Raw genomic sequence first — 12384 nt, forward strand, 5'->3', positions numbered from 1 at the left:
GACCCCGACGCCCCGCCGCGCTACCGCATGCTGGAGACGCTGCGCGAATACGGCATCGAACAACTGGCCCGGGCCGGCACCATCACCGAAGTCCGCCGCGCCCACGCACGCTTCTTCCGCGACCTCGCCGAAACCGCCGAACCGCACCTGCGCCGCCGCGAACAACTGACGTGGCTGGCACGGCTCGACGCCGACAGCGACAACATCCTGGCCGCCCTCCGGTTCGCCGCCGACATCGGCGACGCCGACACCGCCGTCCGCCTCGCCGCCTCGCTGGCCTGGTACTGGTCGATCGTCGGCCAGACCACCGAGGGCCGGGCCTGGCTGGAACTGGCGCTGTCGGTGCCGGGCGACTCGCCGGCCGAGGCGCATGCCGTCGTGAAGATCCTGCACGCCCTGACCGGCCTGTTCAGCGCGCAGGACTGGACGAACCTCACCGAGATCACCGAGGCCCTGGCGTCCGTCCTCGACGAGGCCGAGGCCACCCACGACAATCCGCTGCTGGCCATCGCCGCCTGCACCATCCCGATCATCACCGACGACCTGGCCGCCGTCTACGCGACCGTCGCGATCTACGAGAACCACCCCGACCCCTGGGTCGGCGGCATGCTGCACCTGATGCGCGGCATGGCGGCCGAGAACAACGGCGACCTGGTCACCCAGCGCCAGGACCTGCTCGAGTCACGCCGCCGCTTCACCCTGATCGGCGAACGCTGGGGTCTGTCGGCGACCCTGTCGGCGCTGTCCGCGATGGCCATGGCCGACGGGCAGACGCACGAGGCCATCCGCATGCAGGACGAGGCGCTGGCCCTCCTGCGCGAGATCAACGCCGCCGACGACGCCGCCCAGGTCCAGATGATGCGCGCCTACGCCCTGGCCCGCACCGGCGCCCTGCAGGAGGCGAAGGCGCTCGTGACGTCGATCCTGGAGTCGGGCCAAAGGAACCACTCGTACGCCTCGATGCTGATGGCCTACGTCGGCCTCGCCGACATCGCCCGCCGCGAAGGCGAGCTCGACACCGCGCGCGAGTACCTGCGGGCCTCGCACGACGTCACCCGCGACCACTGGCAGGGACCGCCGCAGCTGCTGGCGGTACGGGAGATCTCCGCCGCACTGCTGCACCTGACACCCGATGCTGACACCGGCACCGATGCCAGTACCGACACCGGCGTCGACATCGAGGGCGCACGGCTGAAGCTGCACGAGGCGTACGCCCTCGGAAGCATCGCCCACGACATGCCGATCCTGGCCCGCATCGCCGTAGTCGTGGCCTGCTACGCCGACACCCTCGGCGACCCGACCACAGCCGCCCGCGCCCTCGGCACCGCGTTCGCACTCCGCGGCGGCACCGACCTGAGCGACCCGGACCGCGCCGACGTCACCCGCAGCGTGGAAGCCCAGCTCGGCGAGACGGAGTTCGAGGCCGCATTCACTTCGGCACGCGGCTTGACGCGCCAGGCCAGCCTGGCGTTCCTCGCGGACTACATCGGATTCGACCCGGACAACTCGCGGCCCGGCGAACGGTAGGACACCGCCGACGCGCGAGGCACGCCTCTCCCCCGACCTCAGGCGAGGCCGTTCTTTTAGATGAGTGCCGCCGAAGGCGGCTCCTTGTTAGTTCGTGTACACGGGATGGTGAGCTGGATATTGAAGGTGGAATAGGGCCCGTTATCTTTCGGAAGAGCCTGCGGACTGTCCGCAAACTCCCGCCGACGCCGACCTGCCGCAGCAGCACCGTGGCCGCGGTGTGCCGCAGCTCCGAAGGCATCTGCTTCACCCGGCGCTCCACCACCCGCCGACGGATCCAGATACACCGAGGTCGTCCCGACATCGCTGCCTCGGGGCCGAAGTGCGCGTCGCCGGACGGGCTCGCCGGCCGCTCGGCTTCGTCGCGCAAGCGGCGCGGCGGTGAAGTCCGCGCTGCCCTCGGGGTGGCGAGGCGACACCGGCGAGCCCGGCCTGTACCGACGGCCGCTGCCGGAGCGGCTGGAGAAGCGATGTGTCGACGAGGGCGAACAGGAGGTCGTCGCTGTCGGCGGTGGCAGCGGCAGTAGCCCTCGCCGCCGACCCGCCGCGGCCGGAACAGCTCCCCCACAGCAGGTCCGCGAGCTGCGCATGAGCAGAGAATTGGGGCCCGTTATCTTGCGCCACTCCCTCCGCGCCGAATCTCGAGATCGTCGAGCATCGCCGCGGTGTTCGTCGCCCCGAAACGCGTCGCTCCCAGCCGGTTCAGCTCCAGCAGCGCATCCAGCGTTCGCACGCCGCCGGCAGCCTTGACCCGCACGGCTGGCGACACGGTCCGGCGCATCAGAGCGATGTCCGCGGCCGTCGCTCCCCCGCCGGCGAACCCGGTGCTGGTCTTGACGTACGCCGCGCCGGCGGCCTCGGCGGCGCGGTAGCCGGCGACCTTCTCCTCGTTCGTCAGGTATGCGTTCTCGAAGATCACCTTCACCGGGCGGCCCTCGGCGGCCTGCACCACCGCGGCGATCTCATCGCGGGTGAACGCCGTGTCGCCGCCGCGCAGGCGGCCGATGTCGATCACCATGTCGATCTCCTCGGTGCCGAGGGAGAGCAGGTCGCGGGTCTCGAAGACCTTCGTCGCCGTCGTGCTGCTGCCGTGCGGGAAGCCGACCACCGTGCCGACCAGGACGCCCGTGCCGTGCAGCGCGACGGCGACCGACTCCACGTCGGCGGGTCGCACGCACACCGACGCGACCTGGTACTCGACCGCGACCGCGAGGCCGGCCTCGACGTCGGCCGGGGTCAGCTCCGGGCGGAGCAGCGAGTGGTCGATCATCTTCGCCACCGCGTCGCGGGTCGGCAGAGGGCCGTCCCAGCGCGGGGCTTCGAGCGAGGTGACAGACATGGCGTTCTCCTTCGGGGCGGGGCGAGGCTCTCTGTCCTACTCGACAAGACAGCGGGGCCATTTGTGAGGTGGCGTGAGCTGTTGTGAGCTGTCTAGACAGCATATACAATTATGCCATGGCCGCATCCCAGCCCCTCTACGAGCGCATCGAGAAGCAGCTCCGCCGCCGCCTCGACTCCGCCGCCGACGGCGATCCCTTCCCCTCCGAGCCCAGGCTGGCCGAGGAGTTCGGCGTCTCGCGGATGACGGTGCGCGCCGCCCTGGCCGGCCTGGAGCGCGACGGCATGCTCGAACGCGTCCCCGGACGCGGCAGCTTCGTCCGCAAAGGCGCTGCTCACCGCCCCGTCGGCGTCCTGCTCAGCTTCCACGACCAGGCCCTCGCGGAAGGCAAGACGCCGCGTTCCCGCGTCCTGGAAGCAGAGGTGCGCGCAGCCACTCCGCCGGAGTCCGCGGCGCTGTATCGAACAAAAGATCAGGCCCCGGAGCACCTGCCCGAGGAAGTCGTCGCCATCACCCGCGTCCGCCTCTTCGACGACCTCCCCATCGCCGTCGAACGCGCCGTCTTCCCCGCGACCCTCAGCGCCCTGCTGACCACCGACCTGGAAACCGGCTCACTCCACAACGCCCTCCGCCGCCTGGGCCTGACCCCGACCCTCGGCTCCTCGCTCCTCACCGCCCGCACCGCCGACGGCGACGCCCCCGACCTCGGCGTCGCCCCGACCACCCCGATGCTCGTCGAGACCCGCTCCATCGTCGACCAGCACGGCGACCCGCTGGAGTTCACGGTCAGCTCCTACGTGGCCGACCGCTACGGGCTCAGAGTCGACTTCTCCGTCTCCCAACCGGAACGAACGTGAGCGGCACCGGAAGAGAGAAGAGAGATCAGCCCGTAGAAGCCCGCTCCACCAACTCCGTCGGCAGTATCACCGACGCCGGAGGCTCCCCCTCGATCCGCGCCAGCAACAACCGAACCATCTCCGCACTGATCCGCTTGAAGGGCTGCCGCATCGTCGTCAACGGCGGCACAGCAGTAGCCGCGACCGGCGAATCGTCGAACCCCGCCACCGCCACGTCCTCCGGAACGCGCCGCCCGGCCCGCCGCAACGCGTCCAACGCCCCGACCGCCATCAGGTCCGAAGCCACGAACACCGCGTCCAGCTCAGGCCGCCGCTCCAGCAACTCCCCCATGGCCGCCTCCCCCGACTCCCGCGAGTAGTCCCCATGCGCGACCAGCGTGTCGTCGCCCCCGGTCGTCTCCCGCCACCCGGCCAGCCGCTTCACACCACCCGGCGTGTCCAGCGGCCCGGTGATCGTCGCGACCGTACGCCGCCCGACAGCCAGCAGGTGCGCCACCATCTGACGCGCGCCGTCGAGCTCGTCGACCCCGACATAGGGCAGCGTCCGCTCATGCCCGATCGGCTGCCCGCACGCGACGATCGGCAGCCCCAGATTCAGCACCTGCCCGACGAACGGATCCCCGGTGTGCGTCGAGACCAACAGCGCGCCGTCGACGTGCCCCCCGCCCAAGAACCGCAGCACCCGCTTCTGCTCGTCCGGTGTCCCGGCGATCGCCAGCAGCAGCGCGATGTCGTGGTCGGCGAGCGCCTGTGTGCAGGCGCGCAGCAGCACGTTGAAGTTCGGGTCGGTGAAGAACCGTTCCTGCGGCTCCGACAAGACGAACGCCACGGTCCCCGACCGCTGAGTCACCATCGCCCGTGCGTGCAGGTTGACGACGTACCCCGTCTTGCGGATTGCGGCGTCCACCGCGGCCAGCGCGTCCGCGGAGACGTTCAGACCCCCATTGAGCACCCGGGACACCGTCCCGCGGCTGACTCCGGCCTCGGCCGCGACGTCCTCGATGGTCGGCCGCCGCCTACCGCCTGCGCTCATACTCTTCGCCCCGTTCACTTGACTGCTCCGGCCACTATGCCCGAGCGCCAATACCGCTGCAGGGTAAGGAATAGCACGATCAACGGCAGGATCGACAACAACGCGCCTGTGATGACCAGGTTGTACAGCGCCGGCTGTTGGGCGCCCTGGTTCAGGAGGCTGAAGAGCCCGACGGTGAGCGGGAACTTGCGGTCGTCGCCGAGCATGATGAATGGCAGCATGAAGTTGTTCCAGATGCTGATGAACTGGAACAGGAAGATGGTCACCAGTCCGGGCACCATCATCGGCGCCGCTATACGCAGCATGAGCCGCCACTCCCCCGCGCCCTCTATACGTCCGGCCTCCAGTACCTCGTCAGGTACTGAGGACGCCGCAAAGATGCGTCCCAAGTAGGAGCCGTATGGCAGGGCTGCCGCGACAGAAGGCAGCAGGACAGAGAGATAGCCACCGGCCATGCCGACCTTTGCGAGCATCAGATACGTGGGGACGGCCAGAGCCACCGCAGGGACCATGACGCCGCCGAGCAGCACGTTGAACAGGACCTTCTTGCCCCGGAACTCATACTTGGCGAGCGCGAAGCCGGTCAGCCCGGACAGCACCGTGCCCAGGAACGCTCCCCCGCCGGCGTAGATGAGCGTGTTGTACATCCATCTCCAGAACAGGCCCGAGCGATACGAGTTCAGCTGGCTGATGTTGTGCAGCAGCGAAGTACCAGGGACCGCTGTAGAGGAGTTGAACAGTGAGGAGCCGCTCTTGGTAGCGGCTATAAGGACCCACAGAACCGGCAACAGCGTATAGACGGAGCCGATAGCGAGGATCGCAGTAGCGGCTACGGACATCTTGGGACGTCGCACAGTGTCCTCCCGCTCAGTTCTCGCCGAAGGCGCGCTTGTTGACGAAGCGCAGCAGGCTGAACGACAGTCCCAGGATCAGCACCGCGACGATCACCGCCTCGGCGGCCGCGCTGTACAGGTCGTTGCGCGCGAACGCGTCGTTGGAGATCTTCATCAGCGGCGTCCAGGTGGTCGAGATGGTCTTGGCCAACGGTTGCAGCACGGTCGGTTCGGAGAACACCTGGAGCGTGGCGATGACCGAGAACAGCCCGGTCAGCACCAGCGCCGGCAGCACCATCGGCACCTTGATCCGCAGCGCGATCTGCGTCTCGGAGCAGCCGTCGAGGCGCGCGGCCTCGTACACCTCCTGCGGCAGCGACCTCAGGGACGTGTAGATGACGATCATGTTGTAGCCGGTGCCGCCCCAGATCCCGACGTTGGCGACGGAGAACAGCACCGTGGAGTTCGAGAACAGGTCCGGCATCTTCAGGCCGAGCAGGTGGAACAGCGGCTGGAACGGCGAGACGGTCGGCAGGTACAGGAAGCCCCACAGCAGCGAGGAGATGACGACCGGCACCCCGTACGGCAGGAAGATCGCGATCCGCGCGAACCGGGTCAGCCGGGCCCGCGTGGAGTCCAGCAGCAGCGCGAACAGCAGCGCCAGCCCGAGCATCACCGGCAGCAGGAACGCGCCATAGGCGAGCGTGCGCAGAACGCTGTGCCAGAACTCGGAGTCCCCGAGGGCGGAGGCATAGTTCCGCCACCCGACCCACACCTCGCGGCGCGCGTGCGGCCCGAGCCCGAGACCCTTCACGTGGATCCCGCGGAAGCTCATATAGGCCGCGTAGCCGATCGGCGCCGCGAAGAAGAGGACGAACAACGCCGTGGCCGGTGCGACCGCCGCGTAGGGGACGAGTTTTTGTCTGGACACCTGGTCTCCATGCAGTGACGGATGGGCCGACGAGCCGCGGCCGGGGTGTGGCGGATGAGCGGCCGAGAGGGTCTTCAGCGACCGCGGGTAGCCGTGAGTGGCCGTGAAGGGCCGCAGCTCGTCGGAGTCGGGGCTCAGCTTCCGGAGACCGTGAAGCCGTTCTTCTTCATGTCGGCCAGAACCGTCTGCTGGATCGTGTCGAACGCGTCGGGCAGCGCGGTCTTGTTCGTCAGGGTCTTGCCGATGACGTCGTCGTACGCCGAATAGGCGGTCGACACGTCCGGGCCCCAGGTCGCAGTGGCGGCGGAGGCGGCCGCGGCCTTCGCGACCGAGGCGAAGTCGGTGGCCGAGGGCAGGAAGGTCGGGGCGGCGATGCCCGCCTGCGCGTCGGTGTCGGCCGGGTAGATGCCACCCTGGCTGACCAGCAGGTTGAGCGCGGCCGGGTCGGTGTTCATCCAGACCACGAACTGCGCGGCGGCGTCCTTGTGCTTGGAGTCGGTGGTCACGGCCATCGAGGAGCCGCCCCAGTCGCCGGTGACGTTCGAGCCGGCGTCCCACTGCGGCAGCGGCGCGACACCCCAGTCGTCCTTGGTGTCGGCGGCGACGCCTTCCAGCGTGCCCGGTCCCCACACGCCGGCGGTCCAGGACAGGATCGTGCCGTCGTCCATGGCCTTGTTCCAGGCCGGGGTCCAGGCGTTCTCCGGGTCGATCTGGCCGGCCTTGAGCAGGCCGTCCCAGAAAGCGGCGACCTTCTTGGTGGGAGCGTCGTTGATCCCGACGCCCCAGGTGGTGCCGGAGGCGGACCACCACTTGGCGCCGGCCTGCTGCGCCAGGCCGCCGAACTCGCCGGGGTCGACGCTGGGGAAGTTCGCGAGGTAGGAGTTCGGCGCCTTCTGCTTCACCTCGGCGGCGAGCTTGGCGTAGTCGTCCCAGGTCTTCGGGACGCTCAGGCCGTACTTCGCGAACAGGCTCTTGCGGTAGAACAGCAGCATCGGCGCGGTGTCCTGCGGCACGCCGTAGACCGCGCCGCTGCCGAGGGTGACCTGGTTCCAGATCGCCGGGGCGAACTTGCCCTGAACGGCGTTGGCCTGGCCGGAGATGTCGGCGAGCACGTTGTTGGAGACCATCGTCGGGATCTCCTGGTACTCGGCCTGGATCACGTCCGGCATGGCGTTGGCCTTGGCCGCGGTGAGCACCTTCTGCGCCTCGGAGTCGCCGCCGGCCTGCTTGCTGAAGGTGACGTGGACGTCCGGGTGCGAGGCGTTCCAGGCGTCGACGACCTTGTCCATGTTCGGGACCCAGGACCAGAAGGTCAGGTCCGCCTTGCCGCCGGCGGCCTGCGAGCCGCCGCCGGCCGGCTTGGAGGACGCGGACGAGCAGCCGGTGACCAGGGCCGCGGCAGTGAGCCCGGCTACGGCGGCCGACACGGCACGTATCAGTTTCATACGGAGCTCCACTACGGAGGGGGACGGAGAGGGATGTTTCCGCGCTGTGAACGCTCCCAATAATGGAGCTGCTTGTTCGGAAGTCAAGAGGTTCCACCCTCAGATCTCTCTGTGATAAGACTTCGTTACCGAGCTGTGAGCGCTCCCAAACTGCTCCCAAATCTGCCGTGCGAACTGAAAGCGAACCGCCATGACCCACCGCTGGCCGCGCCTGGACGGTCCCGCCTACGGCGGCGACTACAACCCCGAACAGTGGCCCGAGCAGATCTGGGCCGAGGACGTCGCCCTGATGCGGGAAGCCGGAGTGAACCTCGTCAGCCTCGGCGTCTTCTCCTGGTCCCGGCTGGAGCCGACCGAGGGCGTCTTCGACTTCGGCTGGCTGGACCGGATCATGGCACTGCTCCATGAGAACGGGATCCGGGTCGACCTGGCCACGCCGACCGCCGCGCCACCGCCGTGGTTCAGCAGCGCGCACCCGGACTCGCTGCCGGTGACCCGGGACGGACAGCGGCTCGGCACCGGCTCGCGGCAGTCGGTCTGCCCGTCCTCACCGGACTACGCCGAGGCCTCGGTGCGCATCGCCTCGGCGTTGGCCCAGAGGTACGGACAGCACGAGAACCTGGTGCTCTGGCACGTTTTCAACGAGTACATGGCCCCGACCGGCGAGTGCTACTGCGACAACTCGGTCCGGGATTTCCGACGCTGGCTGCGCGCCAAATACGAGACGCTCGACGCCCTCAACCAGGCCTGGGGCACGTCCTTCTGGAGCCAGGACTACGGCGACTGGGACGAGATCGACGCCCCGCGCACCGCGCCGTCGGCCGTGAACCCGGCGCAGCGCCTGGACTTCGCACGCTTCAGCAACGACGCCTGGCTGGCGTGCTTCCGCCGGGAGCGCGACGCGATCCGGCGGCACTCCCCCGACGTGCCGATCACCACCAACTTCCAGGACGTGCGCTGCCAGGGCCTGGACCAGTGGGCCTGGGCCCCGGAGCTGGACGTCGTCTCCAACGACCACTACCTGGTCGCCGAGCAGCGCGACAACCACATCGGGCTGGCGCTGGCCGCGGACCTGACGCGCGGCGTCGCCGGCGGCGCTCCGTGGCTGCTGATGGAGCACTCCACCTCGGCGGTGAACTGGCAGCGCCGAAACATCGCCAAGCGTCCCGGCGAGATGGCCCGCAACAGCCTGGCGCACTTCGCACGCGGCGCCGACGGGATCCTGTTCTTCCAGTGGCGCGCCTCGCGCTTCGGCCAGGAGAAGTTCCACTCCGCGATGCTGCCGCACGGCGGCACCGACACCCGCGTCTGGCGCGAGGTGGTGGAACTCGGCGCCGCGCTCCAGGCGCTGGCGCCGGTGGTGGGCTCACGCGTGGTGCCGGACGTGGCGATCGTGTGGGACTGGGAGGCGTGGTGGGCGCTGGAGCTGGACTGGCGACCGTCGCAGGACGTGCGGTACGTCGAGCAGGTGACGCACTGGTACGAGCAGCTGTGGCGGTCGCATCTGACGGCTGATTTCGTGCGTGCCGACGCCGACCTGTCGCAGTATCCGCTGGTCGTGGTGCCGTCGCTGTACCTGACGACCGAGGAGGCGGCGAAGAACCTGCGCGGGTATGTGGAGTCGGGCGGGACGCTGGTCGTCTCGTTCTTCTCAGGGATCGTGGACGAGAACGACGCGGTGCTGCTCGGTGGGTATCCGGGGGCGTTGCGGGAGCTGCTGGGGATCGTGGTCGACGAATTCCTGCCGCTGCGCGAGGGCGAGACGGTCCGGCTCAGCGACGGATCGCGGGCCGATCTGTGGGCCGACGACCTGCGGCTGCGCGGGGCGGAGGCGGTGGTCGAGTACGCCGACGGGCCGGCCGCCGGGAAGCCGGCGGTGACGCGGCACTCGGTGGGAGCCGGGGAGGCTTGGTACGTGTCGACGCGGCTGGCGGCGGAGGATCTGCGGGCCCTGCTGGCGCGGATGCCGGCGGTGCGCTCGGAGTTCGCGGGGCTGGCGGAGACAGTGGAGGTGGTGACGCGGCGGGGCGAGGACGGCGATAGGGATTGCGATTACGTGACGGTGATCAACCACGGCGAGGATGAGGCGCAGGTGGCGGTGGCCGGGCACGAGCTGCTGACCGGCTCAGACGTCAGCAGCTTAGCGGTCCCAGCTGGGCAAGTGCGGGTGGTGCGGCGGCGCCTCGGAGGCTAGGCGCCGCCGCCCGCGCTCAGACCCCCGGCGCGTCGCCGAAGTCGGGAATCGCCAACCGCGCCCCGCCCTGCAACGCGGACTCGTGCGCCACGATCCCCGGCAGCGTGTACCGCGCCGCCTCCCAGGCGTTCACCGGCGGCGGCGCGCCCGTCGTCACCGCGACCACGAAGTCGTCGGCGAGGAAGTGGTGGCTGCCCTCGTGGCCGTTGACGACGTTCGCGAACTCCCGCGGCAGCCGGCTCCGGTCGTGGACCGGCGCCGAGCCGGAGGTGAAGGCGTCGCGCAGCGCGGGGGCGATGTGCTGCAGCGACGGGTCGTCCGGCGGCAGCGTGGGGCGGGGCTGGAGGTGGTCGCTGACGTCGGTGACGCCGTCGCGGTCCTGCCACAGGCTCACGGTCGCGAGCTGCTCCAGGCTCCCCTGCGTGCCGAAGAAGCGGAAGCGCGACTCGCGCAGGTACGAGGGGTAGCCGACGCGGCGGAACTCGTTGGTGCGGAAGCTGCCGCCGCCGGCCGCCTCGAACAGGGCGGTGGCGTTCGAGAAGTCGTTGTCGAACATGCTCACCTCCTTGTCGAACACGCCGTCGCCCCGGTCGTCGACGACGCCGATCGCCGAAACGCTCACCGCGTGCGTCTGCCACGCGCCCAGGACGCCGCCGATCGCGTGCGTCGGGTACAGCAGCGGCGGGTAGCTGGCGGTGGCCTTCCAGTTCTCGCCGCCGCTGTACTTGTAGGCGTCGTAGAAGCCGAGGTCCATGTCGTGCACGTAGTCGCCCTCGGCGTAGAAGAGCCGGCCGAAGGCGTCCTTGGCGACCAGGTCCCGGGCGTAGACGGTGGCCGGGTTGTAGTAGCTGGTCTCCCCCATCATGTAGGTCAGGCCGGTCGCGCGGACCTCGTCGATGATCGCGGCTATCTCCTCGCGCGAGATCGCCATCGGCACCGCCGAGTAAACATGCTTGCCCGCGCGCAGCGCCTGCACGACCAGCGGGCCGTGGGTCCAGCGCTGGGTGAAGATGCCGACCGCGTCGACGTCGGAGGCGAGCATCGCCTCGAAGGACGGGACGGTGCCGGCGAGCTCGTATTCGGTCGCGAGGCGCTCGGCGCGCTCGGGCAGTAGATCGGTGACGAGGATGTCGCCGACTCCGGGATGCAGCTGCCACAGCTTGGCGAACTGCCCGGAGAACTGGCCGGCGCCGACGATGCCGAGGGAAAACGTCACGGGGAACTCCTCGATGAAAGCTCTGCAATCGTTCTGCAATCGTTCCCGCAAATGTAGCGAGAAGCTGCGGCGGGCACCAGATCCCTCCTGGTTGCTCCTTCTGGGAACGATTGACTACGCTGGGCGCCATGGCGGTGACGATCAACGACGTGGCCCGGGCGGTCGGCGTCTCGACGTCCACGGTGTCCCGGGCCTTCACGGTGCCGGATCAGGTCCGCGCCGAGACCCGCGAGCGTGTCCTGTCGGTCTCCGCCGAGCTCGGCTACGTGCCCAATCCCTCGGCGCGCTCGCTGCGGGCCGGCGCCACGGCGACGCTCGGGATGATCATTCCGGATATCGCGAACCCGTTCTTCCCACCGATCTTCAAGGCCCTGCAACAGCGCGCTCGGCAGCTTGGTTACACCACGCTGGTCGCGGACTGCGACGACCGCGAGAGCGCAGAGCTGGACGCCATCGCGGCCATCGCGAACCGGGTGGACGGGCTGCTGCTGTGGGCCTCGGCGCTGTCGGACGAGCGGCTGCGGAGCATTGCAGCGCAGACGCCGTTGGTGCTGGTGAACCGGGATGTCGAGGGCATCAGTAGTCTGCGGATCAATCTGACCGATGGTGTTCGTCAGGCTGGCGAGCTGCTTTTCGCCCTGGGCCATCGGCACTGCGCTCTGATCGACGCCAGTCGTCCTGAGCGTCAGCGGGACAAGCTCTTCGCGGAGGTCTTTCGCGGGCTGGGCCTGACGGTCACCGAGCTGGGGCCGTACGAGCCGCGGTTCGAGACCGGGGTGCACGCGGCGACGCTGGTCGCCTCCAGCGGTGCCACTGCTGTGCTGGCGCACAACGACTTGGTCGCGCTTGGTGCGTTGCAGCAGTTCACAGCTTTGGGGGTGCGGGTGCCGGCGGATGTGAGCCTGGTCGGGATCGATGACACGCTGCTCGCGTCGGTGTGCACGCCGGCGCTGACCAGCGTGCGGCTTGATCCCGACGAGTTGGCTGCGGCAGCGTCGGAGCTGCTTGT

At 69.3% G+C, this 12384-nt stretch carries 9 protein-coding genes and 1 pseudogene; 4 read left to right on the forward strand and 6 right to left on the reverse strand.

From position 1 onward, the window contains the following. Nucleotides 1-1527: pseudogene (locus GWK61_RS46620) on the forward strand (BTAD domain-containing putative transcriptional regulator); the annotation flags it as partial. A 610-nt stretch (nucleotides 1528-2137) separates the two neighbouring features. On the opposite strand, the gene deoC reads toward GWK61_RS46620, so the two are convergent. After that, nucleotides 2138-2866, reverse strand: coding sequence for a deoxyribose-phosphate aldolase (gene deoC / locus GWK61_RS46625; protein ID WP_194919364.1), 729 nt, complete (start codon nucleotides 2864-2866; stop codon nucleotides 2138-2140). Between the two features lie 116 nt (nucleotides 2867-2982). Between deoC and GWK61_RS46630 the strand changes: the two genes are divergently transcribed. Continuing rightward, a complete protein-coding gene (locus tag GWK61_RS46630) occupies nucleotides 2983-3723 on the forward strand; it encodes a GntR family transcriptional regulator (RefSeq protein ID WP_194919367.1) in 741 nt (246 codons plus the stop codon). Nucleotides 3724-3748: 25 nt separating this feature from the next. Here the strand turns inward: GWK61_RS46630 and GWK61_RS46635 are convergent, their stop codons facing one another. The 4 genes from GWK61_RS46635 to GWK61_RS46650 form a co-directional block, all read right to left on the reverse strand. Then, nucleotides 3749-4756: a LacI family DNA-binding transcriptional regulator gene (locus tag GWK61_RS46635; protein ID WP_194919368.1), complete on the reverse strand. Its 1008-nt coding sequence runs from the start codon at nucleotides 4754-4756 to the stop codon at nucleotides 3749-3751. Nucleotides 4757-4770: 14 nt separating this feature from the next. Further along, nucleotides 4771-5610 (reverse strand): carbohydrate ABC transporter permease, encoded by an 840-nt coding sequence (locus GWK61_RS46640; RefSeq protein WP_323748068.1) that lies wholly within the window; start codon nucleotides 5608-5610, stop codon nucleotides 4771-4773. Nucleotides 5611-5623: 13 nt separating this feature from the next. Further along, nucleotides 5624-6520, reverse strand: a complete 897-nt coding sequence (locus GWK61_RS46645) for a carbohydrate ABC transporter permease (RefSeq protein ID WP_323748069.1) — start codon at nucleotides 6518-6520, stop codon at nucleotides 5624-5626. 134 nt (nucleotides 6521-6654) lie between these two features. Continuing rightward, nucleotides 6655-7965, reverse strand: a complete 1311-nt coding sequence (locus tag GWK61_RS46650; protein ID WP_194919378.1) for an ABC transporter substrate-binding protein — start codon at nucleotides 7963-7965, stop codon at nucleotides 6655-6657. Between the two features lie 190 nt (nucleotides 7966-8155). Here GWK61_RS46650 and GWK61_RS46655 point away from each other — a divergent pair, with 190 nt between their 5' ends. After that, nucleotides 8156-10159, forward strand: a complete 2004-nt coding sequence (locus GWK61_RS46655) for a beta-galactosidase (protein WP_194919380.1) — start codon at nucleotides 8156-8158, stop codon at nucleotides 10157-10159. A gap of 16 nt (nucleotides 10160-10175) precedes the next feature. Here the strand turns inward: GWK61_RS46655 and GWK61_RS46660 are convergent, their stop codons facing one another. Continuing rightward, entirely contained in the window at nucleotides 10176-11375 is a 1200-nt protein-coding gene (locus GWK61_RS46660; protein ID WP_194919382.1) for a Gfo/Idh/MocA family protein, read from the reverse strand. 128 nt (nucleotides 11376-11503) lie between these two features. Between GWK61_RS46660 and GWK61_RS46665 the strand changes: the two genes are divergently transcribed. Further along, a partial coding sequence (locus GWK61_RS46665) for a LacI family DNA-binding transcriptional regulator (RefSeq protein WP_194919384.1) occupies nucleotides 11504-12384 on the forward strand: 881 nt, incomplete at its 3' end.

Source organism: Catenulispora rubra, assembly GCF_015356825.1.
Taxonomy (GTDB): Bacteria; Actinomycetota; Actinomycetes; order Streptomycetales; family Catenulisporaceae; genus Catenulispora; species Catenulispora rubra.